Origin of the sequence: Actinomadura formosensis, assembly GCF_050948385.1 — a bacterium.
GTDB lineage: Bacteria > Actinomycetota > Actinomycetes > Streptosporangiales > Streptosporangiaceae > Spirillospora > Spirillospora formosensis.
On the sequence record NZ_CP192011.1, the window covers coordinates 4940407 to 4967241 of the forward strand.

26 protein-coding genes and 1 tRNA gene are annotated in these 26835 nt (G+C 70.5%); 7 read left to right on the plus strand and 20 right to left on the minus strand.

The annotated features are described in order from the left end of the window. Positions 1 to 222: 222 nt before the first annotated feature. Complete coding sequence (locus ACQP1N_RS23335; protein WP_067800371.1) at positions 223 to 747, minus strand: hypothetical protein; 525 nt, start codon at positions 745 to 747, stop codon at positions 223 to 225. Positions 748 to 1015: 268 nt separating this feature from the next. Next, positions 1016 to 2029: a glutamine synthetase gene (gene glnII / locus ACQP1N_RS23340; RefSeq protein ID WP_433226626.1), complete on the minus strand. Its 1014-nt coding sequence runs from the start codon at positions 2027 to 2029 to the stop codon at positions 1016 to 1018. Positions 2030 to 2362: 333 nt separating this feature from the next. On the opposite strand from glnII, the gene ACQP1N_RS23345 reads away from it, so the two are divergent. Then, positions 2363 to 3433, plus strand: a complete 1071-nt coding sequence (locus ACQP1N_RS23345) for a right-handed parallel beta-helix repeat-containing protein (RefSeq protein WP_067800376.1) — start codon at positions 2363 to 2365, stop codon at positions 3431 to 3433. Between the two features lie 99 nt (positions 3434 to 3532). Here ACQP1N_RS23345 and ACQP1N_RS23350 read toward each other — a convergent pair whose 3' ends face one another. Beyond that, entirely contained in the window at positions 3533 to 4504 is a 972-nt protein-coding gene (locus tag ACQP1N_RS23350) for an ArsR/SmtB family transcription factor (RefSeq protein WP_067800380.1), read from the minus strand. A gap of 74 nt (positions 4505 to 4578) precedes the next feature. Between ACQP1N_RS23350 and ACQP1N_RS23355 the strand changes: the two genes are divergently transcribed. Together ACQP1N_RS23355 and ACQP1N_RS23360 are read left to right on the plus strand one after the other, a co-directional pair. Further along, entirely contained in the window at positions 4579 to 5961 is a 1383-nt protein-coding gene (locus ACQP1N_RS23355; protein WP_433226629.1) for a prolyl oligopeptidase family serine peptidase, read from the plus strand. 242 nt (positions 5962 to 6203) lie between these two features. Continuing rightward, the gene (locus tag ACQP1N_RS23360; RefSeq protein WP_433225973.1) at positions 6204 to 7583 is read left to right on the plus strand and encodes an IS701 family transposase; all 1380 of its coding nucleotides are present in this window, start codon (positions 6204 to 6206) and stop codon (positions 7581 to 7583) included. Positions 7584 to 7760: 177 nt separating this feature from the next. Here ACQP1N_RS23360 and ACQP1N_RS23365 read toward each other — a convergent pair whose 3' ends face one another. The 9 genes from ACQP1N_RS23365 to ACQP1N_RS23405 form a co-directional block, all read right to left on the minus strand. Continuing rightward, the gene (locus tag ACQP1N_RS23365) at positions 7761 to 8792 is read right to left on the minus strand and encodes a radical SAM protein (RefSeq protein ID WP_433226631.1); all 1032 of its coding nucleotides are present in this window, start codon (positions 8790 to 8792) and stop codon (positions 7761 to 7763) included. A gap of 23 nt (positions 8793 to 8815) precedes the next feature. Further along, positions 8816 to 9235 (minus strand): hypothetical protein, encoded by a 420-nt coding sequence (locus tag ACQP1N_RS23370; RefSeq protein ID WP_131732794.1) that lies wholly within the window; start codon positions 9233 to 9235, stop codon positions 8816 to 8818. Between the two features lie 439 nt (positions 9236 to 9674). Next, a tRNA-Val gene (locus tag ACQP1N_RS23375) sits at positions 9675 to 9746 on the minus strand. A 105-nt stretch (positions 9747 to 9851) separates the two neighbouring features. After that, a complete protein-coding gene (locus ACQP1N_RS23380; RefSeq protein ID WP_433226633.1) occupies positions 9852 to 10487 on the minus strand; it encodes a dienelactone hydrolase family protein in 636 nt (211 codons plus the stop codon). Then, the gene (locus ACQP1N_RS23385; RefSeq protein WP_433226635.1) at positions 10484 to 10903 is read right to left on the minus strand and encodes a CBS domain-containing protein; all 420 of its coding nucleotides are present in this window, start codon (positions 10901 to 10903) and stop codon (positions 10484 to 10486) included. The genes ACQP1N_RS23380 and ACQP1N_RS23385 overlap by 4 nt, the downstream gene beginning before the upstream one ends. Positions 10904 to 10956: 53 nt before the next feature. Beyond that, a complete protein-coding gene (locus tag ACQP1N_RS23390; protein ID WP_207394123.1) occupies positions 10957 to 11865 on the minus strand; it encodes a PAC2 family protein in 909 nt (302 codons plus the stop codon). A gap of 160 nt (positions 11866 to 12025) precedes the next feature. After that, a complete protein-coding gene (gene cbbX / locus ACQP1N_RS23395; protein ID WP_433226637.1) occupies positions 12026 to 12976 on the minus strand; it encodes a CbbX protein in 951 nt (316 codons plus the stop codon). Next, entirely contained in the window at positions 12973 to 13401 is a 429-nt protein-coding gene (locus tag ACQP1N_RS23400; protein ID WP_067800402.1) for a ribulose bisphosphate carboxylase small subunit, read from the minus strand. The genes cbbX and ACQP1N_RS23400 overlap by 4 nt, the downstream gene beginning before the upstream one ends. Then, positions 13401 to 14834, minus strand: a complete 1434-nt coding sequence (locus ACQP1N_RS23405; RefSeq protein ID WP_433226640.1) for a form I ribulose bisphosphate carboxylase large subunit — start codon at positions 14832 to 14834, stop codon at positions 13401 to 13403. Before ACQP1N_RS23405 ends, ACQP1N_RS23400 begins: the two co-directional genes overlap by 1 nt. Positions 14835 to 15032: 198 nt before the next feature. Between ACQP1N_RS23405 and ACQP1N_RS23410 the strand changes: the two genes are divergently transcribed. Further along, entirely contained in the window at positions 15033 to 15968 is a 936-nt protein-coding gene (locus tag ACQP1N_RS23410; protein WP_084263076.1) for a LysR family transcriptional regulator, read from the plus strand. A gap of 92 nt (positions 15969 to 16060) precedes the next feature. Continuing rightward, entirely contained in the window at positions 16061 to 17239 is a 1179-nt protein-coding gene (locus tag ACQP1N_RS23415; RefSeq protein WP_433226642.1) for a saccharopine dehydrogenase family protein, read from the plus strand. A gap of 47 nt (positions 17240 to 17286) precedes the next feature. Here the strand turns inward: ACQP1N_RS23415 and ACQP1N_RS23420 are convergent, their stop codons facing one another. Together ACQP1N_RS23420 and ACQP1N_RS23425 are read right to left on the minus strand one after the other, a co-directional pair. Continuing rightward, positions 17287 to 18426, minus strand: a complete 1140-nt coding sequence (locus ACQP1N_RS23420) for a GAF domain-containing sensor histidine kinase (protein ID WP_433226644.1) — start codon at positions 18424 to 18426, stop codon at positions 17287 to 17289. Next, entirely contained in the window at positions 18423 to 19079 is a 657-nt protein-coding gene (locus ACQP1N_RS23425) for a response regulator (protein ID WP_067800414.1), read from the minus strand. Before ACQP1N_RS23425 ends, ACQP1N_RS23420 begins: the two co-directional genes overlap by 4 nt. A 161-nt stretch (positions 19080 to 19240) precedes the next feature. Between ACQP1N_RS23425 and ACQP1N_RS23430 the strand changes: the two genes are divergently transcribed. Further along, on the plus strand, positions 19241 to 20212 hold the full coding sequence (locus ACQP1N_RS23430; protein ID WP_067800418.1) for a phosphoribulokinase: 972 nt from the start codon (positions 19241 to 19243) through the stop codon (positions 20210 to 20212). A 133-nt stretch (positions 20213 to 20345) separates the two neighbouring features. Here the strand turns inward: ACQP1N_RS23430 and ACQP1N_RS23435 are convergent, their stop codons facing one another. The 6 genes from ACQP1N_RS23435 to ACQP1N_RS23460 form a co-directional block, all read right to left on the minus strand. Continuing rightward, positions 20346 to 21404 carry a potassium channel family protein gene (locus ACQP1N_RS23435; protein ID WP_067800423.1) on the minus strand — a complete coding sequence of 353 codons (1059 nt, stop codon included), beginning with the start codon at positions 21402 to 21404 and terminating at the stop codon, positions 20346 to 20348. A 98-nt stretch (positions 21405 to 21502) separates the two neighbouring features. Continuing rightward, positions 21503 to 21853: a hypothetical protein gene (locus ACQP1N_RS23440; protein ID WP_067800425.1), complete on the minus strand. Its 351-nt coding sequence runs from the start codon at positions 21851 to 21853 to the stop codon at positions 21503 to 21505. A 70-nt stretch (positions 21854 to 21923) separates the two neighbouring features. Further along, positions 21924 to 22385, minus strand: coding sequence for a peroxiredoxin (locus tag ACQP1N_RS23445; protein WP_433226648.1), 462 nt, complete (start codon positions 22383 to 22385; stop codon positions 21924 to 21926). A 17-nt stretch (positions 22386 to 22402) separates the two neighbouring features. After that, the gene (locus tag ACQP1N_RS23450; RefSeq protein ID WP_067800433.1) at positions 22403 to 22831 is read right to left on the minus strand and encodes a DUF3052 domain-containing protein; all 429 of its coding nucleotides are present in this window, start codon (positions 22829 to 22831) and stop codon (positions 22403 to 22405) included. 216 nt (positions 22832 to 23047) lie between these two features. Further along, positions 23048 to 23455: a secondary thiamine-phosphate synthase enzyme YjbQ gene (locus ACQP1N_RS23455; protein ID WP_067800437.1), complete on the minus strand. Its 408-nt coding sequence runs from the start codon at positions 23453 to 23455 to the stop codon at positions 23048 to 23050. A 119-nt stretch (positions 23456 to 23574) separates the two neighbouring features. After that, complete coding sequence (locus ACQP1N_RS23460; protein ID WP_067800440.1) at positions 23575 to 23772, minus strand: DUF1918 domain-containing protein; 198 nt, start codon at positions 23770 to 23772, stop codon at positions 23575 to 23577. A gap of 215 nt (positions 23773 to 23987) precedes the next feature. On the opposite strand from ACQP1N_RS23460, the gene aceE reads away from it, so the two are divergent. Next, positions 23988 to 26777 carry a pyruvate dehydrogenase (acetyl-transferring), homodimeric type gene (gene aceE / locus ACQP1N_RS23465; RefSeq protein ID WP_067800443.1) on the plus strand — a complete coding sequence of 930 codons (2790 nt, stop codon included), beginning with the start codon at positions 23988 to 23990 and terminating at the stop codon, positions 26775 to 26777. Positions 26778 to 26835 lie beyond the last annotated feature (58 nt).

A 26835-nucleotide genomic window follows, 5' to 3' on the forward strand; every position in this document is an offset into this window, starting at 1 on the left:
CGCGGTGACCAAAGGCGGTCTCCCCCGTCCAGGCCATTGATACACCGGTCACCGCCCGGCGAAATCACCGCGCCGTTAATCCTGCGTGAACTCGGTTTGACAGCACGGGAGGGAGACGGCCGCGAGAATCTCGCGCAGGACGACGGCATCCCGCATAATGGTGATCACGTTCCGTGGCGGCGGGAGCGGCCCGTACCCCGTGCGGGCCGCCTCCGCCGGCGGTCAGCGGCGGACACGTCTGAACGGGCCGTCCCCCGGGAACTGCCGCGCCGCCCCCACCACCGCCGACAGCAGCGCGACCACGGCCGTCCCGCCGGCCAGGTTCAGGCCGGAGGTCGCGAGCGCCGCGTCGAACGGGCCGCGCACCGTCAGCGGCAGCACCGTCAGGACGAAAACGGCGATCGCGCCGATGCACACGAACGCCCGGACGGGACGCGCCGCCGTCGCGAGCAGCAGGTGCATCAGCGCGGTCGCCTGGATCGTCACCGCCATCGCGCACAGCGCGTAGCTGGTCGCGGCGGGCGTCGCGGGGGTGTGGCCGCCCGCGAACACCGGGACCTGCACGCCGAACACCGTGCGCAGCGCCATCACCGCGGCGAACGCGAGGCCGCCGCCGAGCAGGGACGCGGAGATCCCCGTCCACCACAGCGGCCGCAGCGGACGGTCGGCGTCCTCGGAGATCTCCTCGTGCAGCGCGACGAAGTCCTCGTAGCGCTTCGGCGGCGCCTCCGGCGGGCGCCGACGCACCGTGGAGGGACACCGGAACGACCGTTCCCAGGGCCGTGGCGCAGGGCGGCCGACATGCCTGCCGGGCGGGCCGCCGGAGTACCACCCGAATGGCGAATCGGGCATGTTCCCTCCCCCGGGTGCGAACGTAGGGGGTGCTACCCGGGACCGATAGGCGGAACTCACCCCAGACCCACAATTTGCAGACGTTTGGCCACCTCACCCGGCACGGCGAACATGCCGATCCCCCGCAGAGCCGGGCTCTGCGGGGGATCGTCGTCGCGTCCGGTCAGACCTGGCCGGCCTTCTCCAGCGCCGCGCAGCAGGTGCTCGTGATCAGGCGGGTGACCACGTACGGGTCGACGTTGGCGTTCGGGCGGCGGTCCTCGATGTAGCCCTTCTTGTCCACCTCGGCCTGCCACGGGATCCGCACGGACGCGCCGCGGTCCGACACGCCGTAGCTGAACTCGCTCCACGGGGCCGTCTCGTGCATCCCGGTGAGCCGGCGCTCGATGTCGGCGCCGTAGTTCGCGACGTGCTCGTCCGCCTTCTCGGCGAGCGCCTCGCACGCCGTGATGATCGCGTCGTAGCCCTCGCGCATGGCCTTGGTCGAGAAGTTCGTGTGCGCGCCGGCACCGTTCCAGTCGCCCTCCACCGGCTTCGGGTCGAGGGTCGCGGACACGTCGTGGTCCTCGGCGATGCGGTAGAGCAGCCACCGGGCGACCCACATGTGGTCACCGACCTCGACCGGGCCCGCCGGGCCGATCTGGAACTCCCACTGCCCCGGCATGACCTCGGCGTTGATGCCGGAGATCTTCAGCCCGGCCGCCAGGCAGGCGTCCATGTGGGCCTCGACGATGTCGCGTCCGAACACTTCGTCGGCGCCCACACCGCAGTAGTAGAAGCCCTGCGGGGCCGGGAAGCCGCGCTCGGGGAAGCCCAGCGGACGGCCGTCCTTGAAGAACGTGTACTCCTGCTCGATGCCGTACCAGGAGTCCTGGTCCGCGTATTGCTCGGCGATGGGACGCAGCTTGGCGCGGGTGTTGGTCTCGTGGGGCGTCCCGTCCACGAGGTAGACCTCGCACAGGACCAGCTTGTCGTCGCCGCCGCGGATGGGGTCGGGGCACGAGAAGACCGGCTTCAGCACGCAGTCCGAGTGGTCGCCGGGCGCCTGGTTGGTGCTGGATCCGTCGAAGCTCCAGTCCGGCAGGTCGGCGCCGTCGGCGAGGATCTTCGTCTTCGACCGCAGCCGCGCGGTCGGCTCGGTGCCGTCGATCCAGATGTACTCGGCCTTGTAGCTCAACGTCGGTCCCCTTCGTGTCCGCCTGGCCTCGTGGGTTCGGCCCTACAGAAGGTGCCAACCGGGCATTTCGCCACTGTTGCCCGTTTGTGAACGGCATGTAACACGCAACCTGACCGCCGAGACGTTCGTCACACACCCCGGACCCCGTCCCCGGCACCAGCGAAACCGAAATATTCCAGCAAATACCCAAATCCCCCACCCCCCTGCAATCTTCGGGTGTTCTTTACTCCACTGAAATCGTCGGCATGAAGTGTCCGTTCCAAGATGATCGAGTGATCTCATAGCGGCACCGCCATGAGATTTAGCACCGCTGAAAAGAAACGGGGGAAAGGAATGAAGCGGACTTTCGCGGTCTCGCTCAGCGCGGTCGTCGCCGCCGCCGGACTCGCCGCATTCGGGCCGGCCGCCCAGGCCTCGACACACGGCTGGAAAGGCGGACACTGGAAGGGCGGACATGTCCATGTCGTCCGGCCGGGCAAGTCGATCCAAGCGGCCGTCGACCACGCCAGACCCGGTGACGTCATCCAGCTCAAGGCGGGGTACTACGACGGAGGCATCTACGTCAACAAGCGCCTCACGATCCGCGGCGCGGGCTTCAAGACCGTCATCCGTCCCGGCCGCAAGGACCACTGCGCGAAGGCCGGGGTGCCCGGCATGGGATTCTGCGTGGTCGGCAATTACAAGCACCTGGTCCGGGGCGTGACGATCAAGGACCTCACGGTGTGGAGGTTCAAGGAGACCGGCGTCTACGGCATGTACACCGACCGGCTGACGGTGGAACGCGTCCTGGCCAAGAAGAACGGCGAGTACGGCATCACCGAGTTCAGGTCCATCCGCGGCCGGTTCGTGCACAACTGGGCCATCGACAACGCCCTCGACGCCGGCATCTACGTGGGCGACATCAAGAACGCGCGCGGGACGATCGTCGCCGGGAACTACTCGTCCGGCAACACGCTGGGCCTGCTCGTCCGGCACGCCCACCACGTCAAGGCGTGGGGCAACAAGCTCGTCTACAACTGCGTCGGCGCCGCGCTCGTCAACGACGACCAGAGGGGCGGCCAGGGCCACACGAAGCTCTGGAACAACTACATCTCCAAGAACAACCGGTCCTGCCCGGCGCACGAGGAGGTCCCGCCGCTCGGCGGCACCGGCGTCCTCGTCCTCGGCGGCGACCACAACCTGATCACGGAGAACATCGTCACCCGGAACCGCGGGACGCTGCCCTCCTCCGGAGGCGTCGTGCTTCTCCCGAGCCCGGGCGGCCGGCCCGCACGCCACAACCTGATCAAGAACAACATCGTCCTCGGCAACTCACCGTACGACCTGGTCGACCAGAGCGGCAGCAAGACCAACCGCTTCCGCCACAACGAGTGCCGGACCTCCGACCCGCAGGGTCTCTGCTGACCCGATCGTCATGAACCCCCTGGTCCCCGCCATGGGATCAGGGGGTTCACCTACCCGCCGCAGCACGTCCCGCTCAAGCCGCGCAGGCGGGATCCCTGATCACCGTGCAGGGCCGCCTCCACTGCGCAGAAACCGTTCGCCGAGGGGCGTCAGCGCATGATGCACCGTCTTGCCCCGGCGTTCGCTGGTGAGGAGACCGGCGCCGCGCAGGGCGGTGGCATGCTGGGACGCCGACGCCGCGCTGACCCCGAGCCGGGCCGCCAATGCCCCGGTCGTGAGCTCCCCGTCCGCGCCGACCAGCCGGATCACGGCCGCCCGGGTCCGGCCGAACACCTGCGGCAGGGCGTCGAGGGCGCCGCCCGTTCCGCTGAGCGGCCGGGACGCGGGAAGCACCACGGTCGCCGGGCCGTCGCCGCCGATCAGGACACGCGGTCCCGTGACGAACAACGAGGGGATGAGCAGGAGCCCGCGCCCCTGGAGGCGGACGTCGCCGCCGCACAGCGTTTCGATCTCCAGCACCGGGGGCGTCCAGCGGATGGCGGCGTGCAGGTTCCCCAGCAGGGCGCCGATTCCGAGGTCGGCCATCGTCCGGGCATGACCGGCCGCTTCGGCGCCCAGGTGAGCGCTCAGGTCGGACCACAGATCCGCCAGTGCGACCCGGTGGAAATCGCCGAGCCCGCGGATCAGCGTCCGCACCGTCTCCCCGTCCCCGGCGCCGAGGCGGGGCAGCCACGAGGCCGGGGGCCGCGGGCCGTACGACCGCTCCAGTTCGGCGCGGATCCGCCGTGCGGGCGTCGAGGCGACGGCGTCGAGTTCCGATTCGATCCCCGGCACGCGTGTGTACGGCGTCAGGAAGTCGGGAATCCAGCGCCCGGGCGGCACCAGGTCGAGCAGCAGACGGGACGGGCCGGTGAGCCTTGCGCGCGTACGCGATCGCCACGAACCGGCAATCGGCTCCGGCCCGCCCTCACGCAGCGCCTGAGCGCTGAGAACGGTCTGGGCGATCGGTGAGAGGCCGGGAGTGATGCGGATCCGGGTCAGGTCCTCATAGTCGAGCCAGAGCCGCAGCATGGCCGGAATATACGACATTTCAGCTATTTCCAAAATCATTGCGCTCGGCGCAGAACCTCATGGAAGGTGCGCCCATGAACCGACTCCGCCTGTTCTGTCGCACCGTTCCGCTGATGGTGTTCGCCGCCCTGGTCACGGTCGCGCTGCCCGCTCGCGCCGACGCAACCGTTCGTGAGGGCAGCATCGACGGGGTTCCCTACCGTGTCGAGGTCCCGAGTCACTGGAACGGGACGCTGCTGCTGTGGAGCCACGGCGCGTACAGCCTGGAGTTCCCCCCGCCCTCGGAGATCGCGCTGACGAACCACCCGGCCACAAGGCAGTGGCTGCTCGATCAGGGGTACGCGCTGGCGGCCTCGCAGTACCGCATGGTGCGCGGCTGGGGGGTGGTCGAGTCCGGGGCGAAGGACCAGATCGACCTGCTCGACTGGTTCACCGCGAACGTCGGCAAGCCCCGGCGCACCATCTCGGCGGGCGCGTCGGCCGGCGGGCTCCTCGCCCTGCTGCTGGCCGAACGCAACCCCCGCCGCTTCACCGGCGTCGCCTCCCTCTGCGGAGTGGTCGGCGGTACGACGGGCCACTTCAACAGCGCTCTCGACGCGAACCACGCGATCAAGACGCTGCTCGCACCCGAACTCGAACTGGTGCGCATCAAGGATCCGGAGGCGAACACCGCGGGCGCCCGCCGGGCGCTCAGAGCCGCGCTGAACGACCCTCGCGGACGTGCCCGGCTCGCCCTCGCCGCCGCGCTCGCGGACGTTCCCGGCCGCTACACATCACGGGCACCGGCACCGGAAACGGTCGCCGACCAGGTGCGGCAGCAATACTTCTACGCCGCCTATGACCGGGGCGCCTTCTGGGGTGTCAACCGCACCGACATCGAGAACCGCGCCGGGGGAAATCCGTCCTGGAACACCGGTGTGGACTATCGGGCGCTCTTCGCCCGCTCCAGCCAGAAGGCACTGGTGAAGCGCGCGTACCGCGAGGCCGGCCTGAGCCTCCGCGAGGACCTCGGGCGGCTGAACGCGGCGCCACGCGTCAAGGCGGACCCCGCCGCCGTCCGCCACCTCGACCGATACGGCACCCCCACCGGCCGGACGCCCTGGCCGGTGGTCACCCTGCACTCAACGGAAGACGGCAGCGTCCCGCCGGAGAACCAGCGCTGGTACGCCGCCCAGGTGCGGCGCGCGGGCGACCCCGCGAACCTGAAACAGCTCTACGTCGACCGCGGCTACCACTGCACCTTCACCGCCGCCGAAGAGATCGTGGCGCTGCGAACCCTGCTCACCCGGATGAACACCGGCCACTGGGGCGACACCCGACCGGCAACGCTCAACGGCGCCGCGGCAATGTTCGGCCCCGACCATCAGACCGTGTTCGACCTAGACCCCGAGCCGGGCCTGCACCCCACGACCCCGTCCTTCACGCACTACAACCCCGGCCACTACCTCCGCCCATAGCCGCCCCACCCCTGTTCAGAACAGAGCTAATGGCACGAGCCCCCTGTTCCCAGGATCGGGAACAGGGGGTTCACGCAGTGGGCGCGGACGGTGCAGTTCATCTGGACGATCAAGAGCACCGCTACGGCAGCTGTAGATCGTGAATTTGGGGATGTCGCTGCTGGTCAGCGGGGCAGCTTGAGATGATCACGATCGGGTGGAGTCCCGGACATGCGGGACGGCCGCCGTGATCTTTGCTTTGTGTGACGAAAACCAAAACCCCGACGACCGTCGGGGGCACGATAGCGCATGCCGAACAGCAGCGGCGGGCCCGGTTTCTGGACGCGGTGATGACCCGGATCGCGGGGTGTTTCCGCAGGTGTGAGCCGCGACGGCTGGCCCGGGAGTTCGTGCTGGGCCTGCTGATGGAGCTGGAGGACCACAACTGCTGGACCTTGGGCGAGGCGCTCGGGCACACAGGCCCGCACCGGCTGCAGCACCTGCTGTCGAGGGCGAAATGGGACGAGCGGCAGGTCCTGGACGAGGTCGCGGCCTGGGCCGTTGAACACTTGACCGGCGGCGACGGTGGCGCCGACGGTGACCAGGACGCGGTGTTCATCGTGGACGAGACCGGCGACGCCAAATCCTCCACCGATTGTGTCGGGGCGGCGCGCCAGTATTCGGGGAGCCTGGGCGGGGTCGCGTTGTGCCAGGTGACGGTGAATCTCACCTACGCCACCGGCCATGGCCACACCATCATCGACCGCCGCCTGTACCTGCCCAGAGACTGGGCGGCCGATGAGGAACGCCGCGAGCTGGCCGGTGTCCCCGAACAGGTCGAGTTCGCCACCAAACCGCAGTTGGCCGCCGCGATGCTCGCCCGCGCCCGCGGCCGCGGGATAGGCGCCGGGTTCGTGGCCGGGGACGAGGTCTACGGCGGCCGAGACCTGCGCACCTGCGTCCGGAGCCTGGGCATGGGCTATGTGATGGCCGTCAAGCACGACCACACCGTGGCCCTCGGCCCGCACACCACCACCGCCCGCAGGGCCGTCCGGCTGATCAGTGACGGCGGGTGGCAGCGCATGCGCACCGGCACCGGGACCAAAGGCGTCCGCTCCTACGACTGGGCCATGCTCGCCATCACACCCGACGACACCCCCGACAGCCACCAGGCCGGTGACCAGGCCGGATGCACGGTCCTGCTGGTGCGCCGGCACCGCTACACCCGCAAACTGTCCTACTACCGCTGCTACAGCCCGACCCCGGTGCCGCTGGCCCGGCTGGTGGCCATCGCCACCGTCCGCTGGAAGATCGAAGAAGACCACCAGCTCGCCAAACAGGCCTGCGGCCTGGACAAAGGCCAGACCACCCGCTGGGTCTCCTGGCACCGCTGGACCTGCCTGGCCCTGCTCGCCTACACCTACCTCGCCGTCACCACCGCCACCGAACGCCACCCCGGCGACCCCGAATTGATCCCCATCACCGTCCCCGAACTGCTACGGCTCATCCGGGGGACCGTCGTACCCCCGCCCCGCACCGACCCCCAGCACCGACACGCATGGTCACTATGGCGCCGACGCCACCAGCAACGAGCCCGAGCCTGCCACCACGCCTGGCACACCTACGCCGAAACCACCCCATGATCACAGCAGGTCAGAGCCGAAATTACAGCTGCCGTAACCGCGCAGAAAGGATTCCCGGCCCCCCACAAGCCGGGGAGGATTTGGCACTCCGATGCGTAACGAGATCGGCGGGGCGACCGTTCAGGGCGCACGGGAAACCCATGCTCGCCCCCACCGCGTCGATGTACCGCTCCTCACTTACTCCTTTGGAAGGATCTTAGGTGTCTCCTTCTGGGGGATATCAGGCGTTGGCATGCAGGAGGGAGGGCCGCACCAATCCTGCGGACTGCACGACTGCGGGCAGGCGATCGGATTGCAGACGTGCGAGTTCGGCGGGCATGAGGAGATGTCGGGGTCGCAGCTCTGCGGGCAGGGGTCGCAATGAGCGGACGGGGGTGGCGTCTTCGGCAGCCATGCCTCCTCGAAGATCGCCTTTCGGGTGCTGCGCAACTCCCCACCCGTCACGATGCGGGCGAGTGTCTCCGTCAGCGCATTGCCGACCGGCCACTGCCTCGCCATCACGCACGGGTAGGCCAGGCCGTCGGGCGCGATGCAGAGTTTCCCGTTCCAGCAATGACCGCAGAGGGCCGACATGCTCCCCTGCTGCCCGGTCAGAGCTTCACCCCGTCCGAATTCACGGACCCGGGACGTGCGCACGCTTCCCACGCCGAGATCTTCCAAGAACCGCTGGGCCTCCTCGGCCGCCGTCGCGTCCTGACGGATATCGACAACGGCGGCGCGCGTCTCGACGCCACTGGTGATGAGCCGCCGCAGATTCTTGATCGTGCGCACATGGCTGGACCGAACGCCGGTGACACCGTCATGCGCTTCCGGGGCCCGGGAGTACACCGAGGTCGCGAAACGCACACCGTGCCGGGTCGCGAAGCCGAGGGTCTCCTCGGTGAGGCGGGTGAGGTTCGTGAACACCTCGACGAACTCGAAGCCCGTCTCCTTCGCGTACCTGAGGAGCCTCATGAAGTCCGGAGATATCTGAGGTTCGCCGCCGATGAACTGGATCTTCCGGCATCCCAGCTCATATGCCTGGGTCATGACCGACTCGTAGTCGCGGGCGGTCATGATGTCGCGTCCTCCACTGCCCGGATGAGACTCCGTGTAGCAGTGGACACATTTCAGATTGCATCGGTTGGTGAGTTCCAGCCAGAGGAACCCGAGCCCCCGCCCGGCCGGCCCCATGGCCGATTCGTGATCGACCTGATCGACGTCATGCACAGCGCTCCCCCTGAGGCTGACCGCTACCGGCTCTTGTAGATCTTCCATCCCGCCTTGGTGTCCACCAGGAAGTAGATCAAGAGCGAAGACCGTGGAGAATTCTGCAGCTTTCCGCTGCTCGTGTAGATCTCTTCGACCAGAACGGCGATGCCGGTCTCCGACGCTTCGTGGAAGTACAGGATCTTCGACGTCATGCCGTCGACGGACAGGTAGCTCTCGCTGAGCCCCGAAGGCAGCTCATGGAGCTGAGTGGACAGGAACTGCGCTACGTCCTTATTGCGCACGGACTCGTCTCGGAGCCGGAACAGAGCTTGGATCTCATCCCTCATGATGGCCCCCAGGTGCGAAATGATCGCTTCGACTTCCAGCAGGAGGTGGCAGAGTCCAAACAATATCCGGCCAGAAGTCAGTTCATCCCCCTCATGGCCGTATCCGGTCGCCACAAATAAACGGATAGATACCCCAAATTGGGCAATATTGCCTCACCCTCAACGAGGCAGGACACCCTGGTGCGCAATCCGATCACCAGATCCATCTGCTCACCGACTCCGACAGGTGATCGCGGCTGCGAGGGTGAGGAAGCGGTGAACACCGCCCGATCGTCCCCCGCAGCCGTCCCGCAGCACGGCCGGCGCGGCGTGAACTCCGGGATCAACGGCTCGACAAGATTCCCGCAGGCCGCACACCGTCCACGTGAGACACGCGAGGTACGTCTGGCAGCCCGTCCGCAAGAAGGCGACGCCAAGACTGTCTCGTCATCGGTGGTGACCGGCACCGGGCTACTCAACACGGCGGCCGGCGAACGTTCGCGGTCACCGCGTTAGTCACTCACAAGACCAAAAGGCCATGATCCACGACGGCGGACCATGGCCTCTACCTGTGTGGGCGCGGACGGTTTCGAACCGCCGACTCCTCGCTTGTAAGGCGAGTGCTCTACCCCTGAGCTACGCGCCCGCGTGCTCGTTGCCGGGAAAGCGTACCCGGTTCGTGAGGGGGAGCGCGAAACGGTATCAAGTGGGTGGGCGGCGGGGCCCGCGCCCACCGTGACGACGCCGCGCATCACAGATGCCGGTTGAACCAGTCGGCGGCCTGCATGGTCACCTCCTCCAGCGCGCCCGGCTCCTCGAACAGGTGACTCGCGCCCGAGATGACATGGATCTCGGAACGGTCGAGCATCTTGCCCGCCCGTTCGTTCAGCTCCAGGACCTCGGTGTCCCGGCCTCCGACGATCAGCAGCACGGGGGCCCGCACACGCGGCAGCGACGGTCCCGCCAGGTCGGGACGCCCGCCACGGGACACCACCGCGGCGATCCGGGGCCGGGCCGCCGCGGCGGCGAGCGCGGCGGCGGCGCCGGTGCTGGCGCCGAACAGGCCGACGGGGAGACCGGCGGTGTGCGGGGCGGATTCCAGCCCCTCCGTCAGCCGGTCGATCGCGCCGATCAGCCGGAGGGTCAGCAACTCGATGTCGAAGCGGAGCACGGCCGTGACGCGGTCGATCTCCTCCTCGTGCTGGGTGAGCAGATCGATGAGGAGCGTCCCGAGGCCGGCGGCGTTCAGGCCCTCGGCCACGGCCCGGTTGCGCGGGCTGTGCCGCGAGCTGCCGCTGCCGTGCGCGAACAGCACGATGCCCATGGCACCGTCCGGTATCGCCAGGTCGCCGGCGAGTTCGGCGTCCGGCAGCTTCAGCGTGATCACGTGTTCGGCGGTTCCGCGCTGATGTCGGCGAGGGCCGAGTGCTCGTCGCGCTGGACGGCCAGGTCCCCGATCGACACCATGCCGATCGGGCGGTCGCCCTCCATCACGGGAAGCCGGCGGATGGCGTGCTCGCGCATCAGCCGGACGGCCTCGTCGGCGTCCTCGGCGGGCCCGATCGTGACCATGTTTGTGCTGCAGATGTCGGCGACGGTCGTGGTGGCCATGTCCCGCTGTGCCGCGACGGCGCGGATCACGATGTCGCGGTCGGTCACCAGGCCGCGCAGCCGCCCCTCGTGGACGACGAGGACGTCGCCGATGCCGTGCTGCCGCATGAGGTCCCCGGCCTCCACCAGGGACGTGTCCGGGGACACCGCCACGGGCACCGGGGTCATCACCTCGTTCACCTTCTGGGCCATGAGCGAACCTCCCTTCTCGGGCGCTCGCCTACCCAGCGGCGGACGGGATATGTCTACCCGGACGCCTCGGGCCCGTCCTGCTCGGCGAGGAACTTCTCGAACTGCGCACCGAGCTCCTCCGCGGTGGGCATGTCCTGCGACTCGGCGAGGAGGTTGTCGCGCTCGGCGGCACCCGCGAACGCGTCGTACTGCTGCTCCAGCGCCCGGACGACCTTCTCGACCTCGTCGTTGCCGTCCACCTGCTCGGCGATGTCGGCGTCGGTGGCGGCTGCCGCGTCCCGGAGCCGGTCGGCGGGCAGCACCAGCCCGGTGGCGGAGACGATGGCCTCCAGCGCGGCGACGGCGGCGGCCGGGTAGGCGGACTGGGCGAGGTAGTGCGGGACGTGCACGGCGAACCCGATGGCGTCGTGCCCGGCCTCGCCGAGCCGCAGCTCCAGCAGGCTCGCGGCGCTGCCCGGCACCTGCACCTTGTCGAACCAGGAGTTCCGGGTGACCAGCTCGGGCCGGGTGGCGTGCGCGGTGGTGCCGACCGGGCGGGTGTGCGGGACGCCCATCGGAATGCCGTGGAAGCCGACGACCATACCGACGTCCAGCCGCTCGACCAGGTGCATGACGGATGCGGTGAACCCCTCCCACAGCCGGTCGGGCTCGGGCCCGGTCAGCATCAGGAACGGGCTGCCGATCTCGTCGCGCAGCAGCCGGACGACCAGTTCGGGCGCGTCGTAGGAGGCCCAGTGGTCGCGGTCGAACGTCATCGCCGGCCGCCGGGCCCGGTAGTCGATCAGCGAGTCGACGTCGAAGCGGGCGATCACGCGGTGCTCAAGTGACTCAAGGAGGTGCTCGCGCACGAGCTGCCCGGTGGAGCCGGCGTCCACGAAGCCGTCGAGGCTGTGCAGCAGGACCGGACCCGTCATCTCCGGCAGGTCGGCGTCGAGCTCGTACAGATCCTCTGGGTTAAGCAACTTCTCCCCCACCTCTACATGTCTTCGCCCCAACAGTACTCATTGCGCCGCCTTCGGCGTCGGGCCCTGAAGCCCTCCTCCGGCGGGCGATGCGGCGATCGCCGCATCGCTCCGGGGCACTGGTGGTCGAGGTGGTGGCCGAGGCCGCAGCCCCAAAAAATTACGAAAAGACCCTGCTGGCCAGGAAGTCTTCCGGGTGAAGGGTGGTGAGGGCTTCGCGGTCCACTTCGCCGCCCGCGGCGAGGAGGCGGTTGGCGTGCCGGAGGCGGGCCCGTTCGATGGCGTTGCGGACGGAGCGGGCGTTGGCGAAGCGGGGCTGCGCGCGGCGGCGGGAGAGGTAGTCGCGGAAGACCGGCTCGGTCTCGGGGGCGAGGCCGTAGCCGTCGCGGTCCATCATCAGGTGGCCGATGGCCTCCAGTTCGTCGGGCTCGTAGTCGGGGAAGTCGATGTGGTGGGCGATGCGGGAGCCCATACCGGGGTTGGAGGTGAAGAAGGAGTCCATGCGGTCCTTGTAGCCGGCGAGGACGACGACCAGGTCGTCCCGCTGGTTCTCCATCACCTGGAGGAGGATCTCGATGGCCTCCTGCCCGTAGTCGCGCTCGTTCTCGGCCCGGTACAGGTAATACGCCTCGTCGATGAACAGCACACCCCCCATGGCGCGTTTCAGGACCTCCTTGGTCTTGGGCGCGGTGTGGCCGACGTACTGGCCGACGAGGTCGTCGCGGGTGACGGAGACGAGGTGGCCGCGACGGATGTAGCCGAGGCGGTGCAGGAGTTCGGCGAGCCGGACGGCGACGGACGTCTTGCCCGTCCCGGGGCTGCCGGTGAAGCACATGTGCAGGTTGGGTCGTCCCGAGTCGATGCCGAACCGGGCGCGGACACGGTCCACGAGCAGCAGCGCGGCGATCTCCCGGATGCGTGTCTTGACCGGGGTGAGGCCGATGAGCTCGGCGTCGAGGGTGTCCAGGACGGAGTCCACCTGCGAGTCGGCGCGTTCCTTGGCGAGGTCGACGCGGGCGTCCGCGGGGAGCGGCTCCCCGGTGGCGGGAACCGGGGAGGAATCCTCCGGGGAGCCGTTCGGACGCATCCCGAAGCCGGGCCGTTCGCTCAACGTCCCGCCCCGTAACGGTCGCCCTCGGGACGGTCCAGGGCGTACGGGTGGACGGTGTAGCGGACACGCCGGTCGGAGGTCTCCGCGCGGCCGAGCCGGAAGCCCGGCTCCTCGGCGGGACGCTGCACGATGAACTGGAGGGCGGTCGTTTGCCGTCCGTAATGCGCGTCGTAGGCGTTCAGCCGGATGTAGTGGTCCGGGTACGCCTTGCGGCATTCGTTGACCTCGTACAGGACGCCGGCCGGGTCGGCGAGGTCGAACATCGGCAGGCCCCACATCTCCCAGTAGGAGTTGCGCGGGTGCGGGTCGTCGGTGAACTCGACCGAGCACGGCCAGCCCTGGTCCAGGGCATAGGCGATCTGCTTCGCGATCTCGTCGTCGGTCAGGTCGGGCAGGTACGAGAAGGTTCCTTGGGTGATCCGCATCAGACGCTCACAGGGGTCTCGACGACGTCCGGGGTGTCGGTGGATTCGTACGTGAAGGTGATGTCGCCCCAGGTGGACAGGGCGATGTCCAGTTCGCGGCTGTTCTTGGCGGCGGCGCGCAGGATCTCGGGGCCCTCGGCGAGGTAGTCGCGGCCCTCGTTCCGCGCCTTGATCATCGCTTCGAGCGCGACGCGGTTGGCGGTGGCGCCGGCGGCGATGCCCATCGGGTGGCCGATCGTCCCGCCGCCGAACTGGAGGATCGAGTCCTCGCCGAGGTAGTGCAGAAGCTGGTGCATCTGCCCGGCGTGGATCCCGCCGGACGCGACCGGCATCGTGCCGGGCAGCGACGCCCATTCCTGGTCGAAGTACAGGCCCTTGACCGGGTCGGCGGCGACCTTGTCCAGGCGGAGGGTGTCGTAGTAGCCGCGGACGCTGTTCGGGTCGCCCTCCAGTTTGCCGACGACCGTTCCCGCGTGGATGTGGTCGACGCCGGCGAGCCGCATCCACTTGGCGATGACGCGGAAGTTCACACCGTGGCTCTTCTGCCGCGTGTACGTGGAGTGCCCTGCGCGGTGCAGATGCAGGAGGACGCCGTTCCTGCGCGCCCACTTGGCCATCGACTGGATCGCCGTGTAGCCGATGGTCAGGTCGATCATCACGATGACGCTGCCGAGTTCCTTGGCGAACTCGGCGCGCTCGTACATGTCCTCCATGGTCGCGGCGGTGACGTTGAGGTAGTGGCCCTTCACCTCGCCCGTGGCGGCCTGCGCCCGGTTGACGCCCTCCATGCAGTAGAGGAAACGGTCGCGCCAGCGCATGAACGGCTGGGAGTTGATGTTCTCGTCGTCCTTGGTGAAGTCGAGGCCGCCGCGGAGGGCCTCGTAGACGACACGCCCGTAGTTGCGGGCCGACAGGCCGAGCTTGGGCTTCACGGTCGCGCCCAGGAGCGGGCGGCCGAACTTGCCCAGGTACTCGCGTTCCATGACGATGCCGTGCGCCGGCCCCTGGAACGTCTTCACGTAGTGGGGCGGGATCCTCATGTCCTCCAGGCGCAGCGCCTTCAGCGCCTTGAACCCGAAGACGTTCCCGATGATGGACGACGTCAGGTTCGCGATCGACCCCTCCTCGAACAGGTCGAGGTCGTAGGCGATGTAGGCGATGAACTGGTTCTCCTGGCCCGGGACCGGCTCCACCTTGTAGCACTTGCCCTGGTAGTTCTCGTAGGAGGTGAGCCGGTCCGTCCACACGACCGTCCAGGTCGCGGTGGACGACTCGCCCGCGACGGCCGCGCCGGCCTCCTCCGGCGGCACGCCCGGCTGCGGCGTGATCCGGAAGGCGGCGAGGATGTCGCTGTCCTTCGGTTCGTAGTCCGGACGCCAGTAGCCCATCTCCGCATAGGGGATCACGCCCGCCGACCATCTGCCCGAGCCCATCGCCGCTCTCCCTTCGTGGGCGACGGAACACGGTGCCCGCCCCGGTGAAGGACGGCATGTCCCAGGGGTTTCGGAGCGGGCACCGCGTCCCGGTCGCGTGGAACCGTGACGCCTCAAGCTTCACCTCCCGATACTTGTGATGTCCATCAAGTGTTCTACGGTGAAGATTGAGCATTCACTTGAATGAGGAGGCCGGACGTGACGGAGGCGCGGCTGCGGACGTTCGTCGCGCTCGCCGACACCGGGTCGGTGCGGGCGGCGGCGCGGCGGCTGTATGTGACCGAGTCGGCGGTCTCGGCGGCGGTGGCCGCGCTGACCCGCGATCTCGGCGTCCCGCTCGTCCGGCGGGTGGGGCGGGGGGTCCGGCTGACCGCCGCCGGGGCCGTCTACGCCGGGTACGCGCGGCAGGTCCTCGGCCTGCTGGAGGAGGGGCGGGCGGCGGCGCGCGGCGCGGCCGATCCCGGGCGGGGGCCGCTGCGGCTGGCGGCGGTCACGACGGCCGCCGACCAGATCCTGCCCGAGTTGCTCGCCTCGTTCCGGGCCCGCTGGCCGGAGGTCGAGCTGACGCTGGAGGTGGGGCCGCGCCGCCAGGTGTGGAGCAGCCTCGCCGCGCACGAGGCCGATCTCGTGCTGGCCGGCCGGCCGCCCGCCGAGGTCGCGGCGACCGTGCTGGCCAGGCGCCCGAACGAGCTGGTGGTCGTGGGCGCGCCGGACGTCGCGGACGGGTTCGCGCCGGCCCGCACCCCCTGGGTGATGCGCGAGCCGGGCTCGGGGACGCGGGCGAGCGCGGACGCCTACCTGGCCGACCGCGAGGTGGCGCCGCCCCGGCTCGTGCTCGGCTCGAACGGCGCGGTGATCGCGGGCGCGGCGGCCGGGCTCGGGGTGGCGCTGGTGTCGCGGGACGCCGTCGGCGCGGAGCTGGCCGCCGGGCGGCTCGTGGTGGTCGACGCGCCGGGGATGCCGCTCGACCGGCCCTGGCACGCGGTCGCCGGGGCGGTGCCGACCGCGACGACGCTGCTGTTCGTCCGGCACCTGCTGGACGCGCCCGGCTGGAGGCCCGCTGCGGCGGGCCCCACAGCGACACCGGTGGCGGGCCCGGCCGGACCGCGGTCAGGATCATCGCGGCGCCCCTAGAGGAGTGCCGTCGCTCACATCGCCGTCCCCTCGCGCATGCCCGGCCGCCGACGCGACAGAATCAGGTTCGGACCCGTGAAAGGGGTGCATCGATGACCGCCGACCGCCCGTACGACATCGTCCTGTTCGGCGCCACCGGCTTCACCGGCGCCCTCACCGCCGAGTACCTGGCCCGGCATGCCGATCCCGGGACGCGCTGGGCTCTCGCCGGACGCGACCGGGGCAGGCTCACGGCCGTCCGCGGCCGGCTGGCGGAGATCGATCCCGCGTGCGCCGGGGTGCCGCTGCTGCACGCCGACACCACCGACGCCGCCTCCATCGAGGAGCTGGCGGAATCGTCGCGGGTCGTCATCACCACGGTCGGCCCCTACGTCAAGTACGGCGAGCCCCTGGTCGCGGCCTGCGCGCGCGCCGGTACCGACTATGTCGACCTCACCGGCGAGCCCACGTTCGTGGACCGCATGTACGTGAAGTACCACCGGGAGGCGGTGCGCAGCGGCGCGCGGATCGTGCACGCCTGCGGGTTCGACTCGATCCCCCACGACCTCGGCGTCTACTTCACGGTCAAGCGGCTGCCCGAGGGCGTCCCGCTGCGCGTCGAGGGATTCCTGCGGGTGCGCGGGGACGCCTCCGGCGGCACCCTGCACTCGGCGATCGGCATCTTCGGGGACGCGGCCGGGATGCTGCGCGCCGGACGCGAACGCCGCCGGCTGGAGGACCGGCCCGCGGGCCGCCGGGTGCGCCTCGCACGCGGCCCGGTGCCGAAGGCCCGGGTCGGGGACGGCTGGACACTGCCGCTGCCCACCATCGACCCGCAGATCGTCGTCCGGTCGGCGGCGGCGCTCGACCGCTACGGCCCCGACTTCTCCTACGGCCACTACGTCGCAGTCAGGCGGCTCGCGACCGCCGCCGCGATGGCGGCGGGCTCGGGCGCGCTGCTCGCGCTCGCCGCGCTCCCGCCGACCCGGAGCCTGCTGCTGCGGCTCCGCGCACCGGGCGAGGGGCCGTCGGCGCGGCGCCGCGCCCGCAACTGGTTCAGCGTGAAGTTCGTCGGCGAAGGCGGCGGCAGGCGGGTCGTCACCGAGGTCGCGGGCGGCGACCCCGGCTACACCGAGACGGCCAAGATGCTCGCCGAGTCGGCGCTGTGCCTCGCCCATGACGACCTGCCCGCGACGTCCGGGCAGGTCACGACCGCGACGGCGATGGGCGACGCGCTGGTCGAGCGGCTCGTCAAGGCGGGGATCACCTTCCGCGTCCTGGAGGAGCGCTGATCCGGGTACCGCCGGCCACCGCCCGATGAGGGCGGCGGCGGGACGGTTCAGCCGCGGCGGCCGGGGATGGGGATGACGGCCTCCACCGTCGTCCCGGCGCCGGGCCGGCTCCGCACCGCGACCCGGCCGCCGAGCAGTTCGGCGCGCTCGCGCATGCCGCGCAGGCCGTAGGAGTCGGGGCGGCGGCCCCGGCCGCCGCGGGCGAGGACGTCCCGCATCGAAAAGCCGAGCCCGTCGTCGGCGATCTTCAGCCGTACCCGGTCGCTGGAGTGCTCCAGCAGCAGGTCGACGCGGTTCGCGGACGCGTGCCGCAGGCTGTTGCCGACCGCCTCCTGCGCGATCCGGTACAGCGCGGTCTGCACGTGGTCGGGCAGCTCGTCCTCCAGCTCGCCCTCGACGGTCACCGTCACGTCGATCACGCCGGACGGCCCAGGACCGTCCCCCGCCTCCCGGGCCAGGGTGGCGAGCGCCGCCGACAGGCCGAGATCGTCCAGGACGGGCGGGCGCAGCCCCCCGATCGCCGCGCGGGTCTCCCCCGCCGCCAGCTCGCACAGCCGCCGCGCCATCATGATCTGCGCCAGCGCCTCCGGATGGTGCTCGGGCAGCGCCCGCTCGGCGGCCGACAGGTGGAAGCCGAGGCTGGCGAGCCGCTGCGCGATGCCGTCGTGGATCTCCCGGCTGAGCCGCGACCACTCCGCCTCCTGCGCCTCCACGGCCCGCTCGGCGAACCGCTCGGCGGCGTGCTCGCGCTCGCGGGCGGTGCGCAGCCGGCGGCACGACGACAGCACCGGCGCGAACAGCTCGGCGAGCGCGGTGACGAGCGCGAGATCCTCCGGCAGGGCGGGCCCGGCGGACCGGACGTCCACGACCGCGATCACGCCGCCGTCGCCGTGCACCGGGATCGCGGCGCCGCGTCCGTCCGCGTGCGCGCGGACCCGGCCGTGCGCGGCGGCCCAGCCGGCATCGCCCTCCCCCAGCGGGACGGGCGGGCCCGGCCATTCGAGGGCGCGCTCCTCCTCGTCCAGGACGTACACGTCGCAGAACGTCAGCGCCCGCGCGGACCGTACGACGAGCCCGGCCAGCTCCTCGGCCATCCGCGGCAGCTCCCGGTCGGAGCAGGCCGCGGCCACGACGCGGACGAGCAGATCCGTCCCGCGGCCGGCGAGCAGCTCCAGCGGGGACGTCACCGGAACAGGCCCTCGCGCAGCGCGACCGCGATCGCCGCCGACCGGTCGGTGACCTCCAGCTTGCGGTACAGGGCGCGCAGGTGGCTCTTGACGGTCTCCTCGCTCAGCACGAGCCGCGCCGCGATCGCCTTGTTGGACAGGCCGCCGACCAGCAGCGACAGCACCTCGCTCTCGCGCTGGGTGAGGCCCCGGTTGGCGCCCGGCCAGAACTCGCCGCGGGTCAGCCGGGCCGCGGTCACCGCCATCCGGCCGGCGAGCGTCGGGTCGACGACCGTCTCGCCCTGCGCGACCTCCTCCAGCCGCCGGACCAGCTCGGGGCCGTCCACCCGCTTGAGCAGGTAGCCGCCGGCGCCCGCCCGCAGCGCCTCGAAGACGTACTGCTCGTCGTCGTACACCGACAGGAACACCACCCGCGCCTCCGGGACGCGCCCGCTGATCAGCCGGCAGAGATCGAGGCCGCTCTCCGGGCCGAGCCGCACGTCCAGCAGGACGACATCCGGGCGCAGCGTCGTGACCAGGCGGGCCGCCTCGTCCCCCGTTCCCGCCTGGCCCACGACGCGCACCCGCCCGGAGAACCCGGCCAGCATCGCCTGCAGCCCGGCGAGGATCATCTCGTGGTCGTCGACCAGGACGACGCGTACGGGTGCACTCATTCCCGCACGATAACAACCGCGATCCGCCTGCCGGCGGCCCCGGTCCGGGGAGTGCCTCCGGTGCTCTCACCCCCCCTCTCCCCTGATTGGGGGACGCGTCCGCGACCGGGTCCTCGTACCGTCTTCTACGAAAACCGGATTTCGCAGGACGGAGGTGCCAGGTGCCCCATCGGATCGTGCACATGCTCCGGGCGCGCGGGTCGGGCCGCCGCCCCGTCATGCTCGCCATCGCGGGCGACAGCGCGGCGGGCAAGACCACCCTGACCAGGGGGCTCGTGGAGTGCCTCGGGGCCGACCGGATGACCGCGGTCTGCGTGGACGACTACCACCGCTACGACCGCGCCGAACGGGCCGGCAAGCCGTTCACGGCGCTGCACCCCGACTGCAACCACATCGACATCATGGAGCAGCACCTCCAACTGCTGTCGATGGGCGAGCCGGTCCTGAAGCCCGTCTACGACCACTCGACCGGCGAGCTCGTGCGGCCGGAGCTGGTCGAACCCCGCGACTTCGTGATCGTCGAGGGCCTCCTGCCGCTGCACACCAGGATGGCGCGGGCCTGCTTCGACATCACCGTCTACCTCGACCCGCCCGAGCCGCTGCGGCACTCCTGGAAGGTGCACCGCGACTGCGACAAGCGCGGCTACAGCCCGGAGCAGGTCATGGCGGAGCTGGCCCGCCGCGAACAGGAGAGCGCCGCCTACATCCGCCCGCAGCGCAAGCACGCCGACATCGTCGTCCGGTTCGCGCCCGTCGCCGGCCGCCTCGACCCGCCCGGCACGCCGCTCTCCGCCGAGCTGCTGCTGCGCCCCACGATCGACCATCCCGAGCTGGCCGACGTCCTGGACAGCGGCTACGGTGACACCGAGACCGCCATGCACCTGCGGCTGCACCGCGACGACGACGGCCGTCCCGTCGACGCCCTGCACGTCCACGGATACGTCTCGCCCGAGGAGTCGCAGGTCGTCAAGAAGGCCATCTGGGAGCGGCTCGGCCCGCGCGCCGGCGCCGCGCTGCCCGACCCCGACGCCCTCGGCCGGCTGGGCGACGCCGGGACCAGCGACCCGCTCGCCATCACCCAGCTCCTGCTGCTCTACCACCTGCTCGACGCGGACCACCGCCAGGCGGCGTAGGGGCCGCCGCCTGGCGGCGCAAAGGCTCCGCATGCGCGCGGGGAGGCCCCGGGGTTTCCCTGGACCTGTGCCCCGGGCCGCGCGCAGGCGGCCGCCGGGAGGGCGCCCGCCGCGGGCGCCCTCCCGGCACCGGTCAGAGCTCGCCCCAGGGGATCACCGGGCGGTCGGGGGCGACCACCGCCAGGGACTGGCCGCCGCGGACCATCTCCCCCGGCATGGACGTGAGCCGGAAGCGGGCGTTGGGACGGTGCGACTCGCCGACCGCGAGAAGCGTGCTGCCCCGGCGGAGCAGGAAGATCGCCACATCGAGGCGGGACCATTCGCCCGCGTCCTCGGGGACGTCCACGCGGTACAGCGTGCCGTCCGTGTCGAGGGTGCTCGCGAGGTTGTGGTAGATGGCGGCCACGCCCGGGTTGCGGATCGCGACCGCGACCACCGCCGGGTCGTCGATGTCGACCGGCTCGATGTCGGCGCTGACCAGGTTCAGCGCCTCGGTGATCTCCGTGCGGCGGCCGCCGTCGCGCAGCCCGGCCAGCAGATGCGCGGACGGCTCCCCGCACCGCCGCAGATAGGCCGACACGCCCAGCATGACGCGGACGGTCTCGTCGTCGGAGCGTCCGACGACCAGTACGGTCCGCGCCTTCTCCAGGCATGCCCGCTCGTAGGCGGTGTCGTCGTTGGCGACCACCTCGTAGAGGTCCGGGTCGGGGTTCTCGCCCGTCAGCTCCTCCGGCCAGAAGAGCGCGACGACGGGCGTCTTCACGAACTCGGGGTCGGCGCGCAACTGGCCGATGATGGCCCGCAGCGCGTCGCGGTCGTAGCCGACGACCACGATGTGGTCCCGCCGGTGCAGTTGCGCGTGGCCGTTCGCCTTCATGGTCCTGCCCTTCGCCATCCAGAGCGTCAGCTCGGCGAACAGCACGAGCCCCGCGGTGAGCCCGGCCACGATGATCAGCACGCCGCCGACCCGCCCGCCGGGCGTGGCCGGGGCGAGATCGCCGTACCCGGTGGTGGTGCCGCTGACGAAGAAGTACCAGAAGTACTCGTGCGGCTTCTTGATCTTGGCGCCCGGATCCTCGAACACCGCGATGAGCAGCCAGCCCACCAGGAACGCGGCGAGGAGCACGAGCGCGGGGGCGCGCCAGGTCCGCGCGGTGAAGCGGCTGACCAGGCGCAACAGCACGATCGGCATTCGCGCAGCGTTGCAGCGGACAAAACCCCACGTCAAGCGCGGTTCGGTCACGGTGTGCGACGCTCACCGGCCGGACCCGGCCACCGGGCGGCCGGGGCTCAGCCGGCCGGGCCCCGCTTCAGGACGCGCGACAGCGCCGCCGCCACCTCCTCCGACAGGCCGCCGTCGGACGGCCGCTCCGCGCCGGAGTGCACCAGGGCCGCAGTGCCCGGCTCGTCCCGCACGGCGTCGCGGGTGTGGCCGCAGGCGCGGCACTCGACCTCGCCGAGCCGGCACACCAGCGCGGTCGAGCCGCAGGCCGCGCAGCGGTCCAGGTCGTCCGCCCAGTCGCCGCCGGCCTGGCAGCCCGGGCAGATCAGGACCTGGTGGTCCGCCCGGACCCCGCGCTTCCACGGGCTGGCGCCGCGCACGGGATCGGTCTGCCGCACCCCGCAGCGGAAGCAGGGCATCAACACCTCCACAGGTGCGTGGACCGGTTCCGGCCACCGGCTCGGCCAGGCCCGGGACCGGTCCGTCCGCTCAGAGCCCGGCGAGCGCCTTGCGGTACTCGCCGATGTCACGTGCGTCCGGGATCGCGTTCACGACCTTCCACCGGACCACGCCCTCGGTGTCGATGATGAAGGTGCCGCGCAGCGCGACCCCCTTCTCCCCGTCGAAGACGCCGTACCGCTCCGCCGTGCCGCCGTGCGGCCAGAAGTCCGACAGCAGCGGGAACGGGAACTTCTCCCGGTCGGACCAGGCCCGCAGCGCGAACATCGAGTCGACCGAGACGGCGAGCACCTGCACGCCGTCCTCGCCGCCCAGGGTCGGGAGTTCGTCCCTGAGCCGGGAGAGTTCGCCCGCGCACACGCCGCTGAACGCCAGCGGATAGAACACCAGGACGACGTTCTTCCCGCCGCGGAAGCCCGACAGCCGTACCGGTGCGCCGTGCTGGTCCTGCAGCTCGAAGTCCGGCGCGTCGTCGCCCACGTTGACGGCCAAAGTCCTACCGTCCCCGGCTACTTGTGGACCTTGGGTGCGACCAGCCGCGTGCCGGACCACTCCTTGGCGGCGCTGATGCTGCTGGTCTGCGACAGGCCGGCCGTCTGCGCGGCCTCGCCGATGTCACTCGGCTCCACATGCCCGTCCCGGCCCGCCTTCGGCGTCAGCAGCCAGATGTTGCCGCCGCCGGTGAGCGGGATCATCGCATCGGTCAGGCCCTCGAACAGGTCGCCGTCCTCCTCGCGCCACCACAGCAGCACGATGTCGACCACGTCGTCGTAGTCCTCGTCGACCAGCTCGTTCCCCGTGAGCTCCTCGACGGAGCGGCGGAGCTCCTCATCGACGTCGTCGTCGTAGCCGATCTCCTGCACCACCTGGCCCTGCTTGATGCCGAGCCGTTCGGCCAGGCTGCGCTCAGACTGCGCCTGACCCGCGGTCGCGCTCACGAAAGTCCTCCCCTGTCGTCAGTCCGCACGATGCCGTGCGCTTGCTCGTTCGGCCCCCCGGGACGGGTGGCCCGCCCGCACCTGTGCGGTGTTTGCGGGACAGTCCACACAAGTGAGGGCTCCAGCGCAAGTGCCTTCCGCGCTTTTTGGTGGCCTCATTGGCCCGAATACGGATCTCTCCGTCATGACACGGCCACCGAGAGCGACTCCACGCGCTCATCCCTTGATGAACGACAGCCGGATCTGGCGATCCGGATTGTCCACGTTGAGGTCGACCAAAGCGACCGACTGCCATGTTCCCAGCGCGAGCCGCCCGCCCGCGACCGGCAGGGTCGCATACGGCGGGACGAGCGCGGGCATCACGTGCGAGCGCCCGTGCCCCCGGGACCCGTGCGCGTGCCGCCAGCGGTCGTCCGCCGGCAGCAGGTCGCGCAGCGCGTCCAGCAGGTCGGTGTCGCTTCCGGATCCGAGCTCGATGATCGCCACGCCGGCGGTGGCGTGCGGGACGAAGACGTGCAGCAGCCCGTCGCCGCCCGCCGACGCGGCGAACCGCTCGCATTCGGCCGTGATGTCGTGCACGGTGTCGCTCGTACCGGTGGCCACCCGGACCACGGTGCTCTCCATGATCCCGTGTCTACCCGATCCGCGGCACCGGACGCATCCGGGGCCGCACGGATCCGGGGCCGCACGGATCCGGGGCCGCACGGATCCGGGGCCGCACGGATCCGGGGCCGGTCCGCCGGCTAGTGCGGTACCCGCCCGGCGGGCTCGATCACGGCGTCCGGCCCCGGGTAGACCAGGGCCTCATGGCCGTCGTCGAACCGCACCAGGTACGGCGGGCCGCCGTTCTGGCCGCGCACCTCGATGATCTCGCCTTGCCGGTCCGGCTGCCCCACGACGTTGCCGTGAACGTGCAACCGGTCTCCTATCCGCCCGTACATGACGCCTCCGCTCTCGCCGGGAAAATCAGTTCTCCCAGGGGTGGGTACCCCGTTGACCGGGGAAAATGGTTACCGGCTGGTAGAGATGCGTTCGCCGCCATAAACGGCGACGATGGGTCGCGAGACGAGCGACGAACAGTCTGCCGGGGACCGGTGGCCTCCCATGCGACGGTCCCGGTCTCACCAGCAAAGACGGCATGGACAGAGGGGACCCCGTGGCTTCCGGACGTCAACGCTTTTCGATCATCAGCGACGGCCTGCCGAGCCAGTTGCCCGACATCAACCCGGATGAAACCCGGGAATGGCTTGAGTCTCTGGACACGGTCATCAAGACCGAGGGCCGCGGCAGGGCGCGGTACGTGATGCTCCGGCTCCTGGAAAGGGCGCGGGAGCTGCAGGTCGGCGTGCCCGGCCTGCGCAGCACCGACTTCATCAACACGATCCCGCCGGAACACGAGCCCTGGTTCCCCGGCGACGAGCATGTGGAACGGCGCATCCGCGCCTACATCCGGTGGAACGCGGCGATCATGGTGTCGCGGGCGAACCGCCCCGAACTCGGCGTCGGCGGGCACATCGCCACCTACGCCTCCGCGGCCTCGCTGTACGAGGTCGGCTTCAACCACTTCTTCCGCGGCAAGGACCACGGCGAGTCCGGCGACCAGGTGTTCATCCAGGGGCACGCGGCGCCCGGCATCTACGCCCGCGCGTTCCTGGAGGGGCGGCTGCCGGAGGACAAGCTCGACGGGTTCCGGCAGGAGCACTCGCACCCGGGCGGCGGCCTGTCGTCCTACCCTCACCCGCGGCTCATGCCGGATTTCTGGGAGTTCCCCACGGTCTCCATGGGGCTGACCGCGATCGACTCGGTGTACCAGGCCCGGTTCAACCGGTACCTGTACAACCGCAGGATCAAGGACACGTCGCGCTCGCACGTGTGGGCGTTCCTCGGCGACGGCGAGATGGGCGAGCCGGAGTCGCTCGGCGCGATCGGGCTCGCCGCCCGCGAGGAACTCGACAACCTCACCTTCGTCGTCAACTGCAACCTGCAGCAGCTGGACGGCCCGGTGCGCGGCAACGGCAAGATCATCCAGGAGCTGGAGTCGTTCTTCCGCGGCGCCGGCTGGAACGTCATCAAGGTCATCTGGGGCCGCGACTGGGACCCGCTGCTCGCGCAGGACGTCGACGGCGTGCTCGTCAACCAGATGAACACCACCCCGGACGGGCAGTTCCAGACCTTCTCCGTGGAGTCCGGCGACTACATCCGGGAGAAGTTCTTCGGCGCCGACCCGCGGCTGCGCAAGATCGTCCAGCATCTGTCGGACGACGAACTGCGCAAGCTGTCGCGCGGCGGGCACGACTACCGCAAGGTGTACGCGGCGTTCAAGGCGGCCCGCGAGCACGTCGGGCAGCCGACCGTGATCCTCGCGCACACCATCAAGGGCTGGACGCTCGGCTCCGACTTCGAGGCCCGCAACGCCACGCACCAGATGAAGAAGCTCACCAAGGCCGAGCTGAAGGAGTTCCGGGACCGGCTCTACCTGGACATCCCCGACTCGGCGCTGGAGGCGCCGCTGCCGCCCTACTATCACCCGGGCGAGGACTCCGACGAGATCCAGTACATGCGCGAGCGCCGCGCCGCGCTCGGCGGGTTCCTGCCGAAGCGGGTCGTGCGGGCCAAGCCGCTCAAGCTGCCCGGCGACGCCGTCTACAGCGAGATGAAGAAGGGCTCCGGCAAGCAGAACGTCGCGACGACCATGGCGTTCGTCCGGCTGCTCAAGGACCTGATCAAGGACGAGAACATCGGCGCCCGGTTCGTGCCGATCGCCCCGGACGAGTACCGCACGTTCGGGATGGACTCGCTGTTCCCCACGTCCAAGATCTACTCCCCGCACGGGCAGACGTACGAGGCGGTGGACCGCAAGCTGCTGCTGTCGTACAAGGAGTCCGAGAGCGGCCAGATGCTGCACGAGGGCATCAGCGAGGCCGGCTCGATGGCGTCCACGATCGCGGCGGGCACCGCGTACGCCACGCACGGCGAGCACATGATCCCGGTGTACATCTTCTACTCGATGTTCGGGTTCCAGCGGACCGGCGACCAGATGTGGGCGCTCGGCGACCAGATGGGCCGCGGGTTCCTGCTCGGCGCCACCGCCGGCCGCACCACGCTCACCGGCGAGGGCCTGCAGCACGCCGACGGCCACTCCCCGCTGCTCGCGGCGTCCAACCCGGCCTGCGTCCACTACGACCCGGCATGGGCGTTCGAACTGGGCCACATCGTCCGGGACGCGCTGCGCCGCATGTACGGGTCGTCGGAGGAGCACCCGGACGGCGAGGACGTCTTCTACTACCTCACCGTCTACAACGAGCCGTACCAGCAGCCCGCCGAGCCCGCGGACCTCGACGTCGACGGCCTGCTCAGGGGCCTGTACCGGTACCGGGCCGCCCCGCAGATCGATTCTCGCAACGGCGAGCCGCCGCGGGCGCAGATCCTCGCGTCCGGCGTCGGCGGCCGGTGGGCCCTGGAGGCGCAGCGGCTCCTCGCCGAGGACTGGGGCGTCGCCGCGGACGTGTGGTCGGCGACCTCGTGGAACGAACTGGCCCGCGAGGCCCGCGCGTGCGACGAGTGGAACATGCTGAACCCGGACGCCGAGCAGCGCATCCCGTACGTCACCCGGACGCTCGACAACGTCGCCGGGCCGATCGTCGCGGTATCGGACTTCACCCGCGCCGTGCCCGACCAGATCGCGCCCTGGGTGAACGCGGACTTCGCCTCGCTCGGCACCGACGGGTTCGGCTTCTCCGACACCCGCGCCGCCGCCCGCCGGTTCTTCCACGTGGACGCCGCGTCGATCGTCCTCGCGGTGCTCACCAGGCTCGCCCGGCACGGCGAGATCAAGCCGGAGGCGCTCCCGCGGGCGATCGAGCGCTACCGCCTGAACGCCCCGGTCAGCGAGGTCTTCGCGGGCGGCGTCGGCAGTCCCGAGAGCAACACCGGCGGAGACGCGTAGTTCATCGCAGTGGTGTTCACCACGGTGATCGCGGAGGTGTAGGCCGCGATCACCCGCG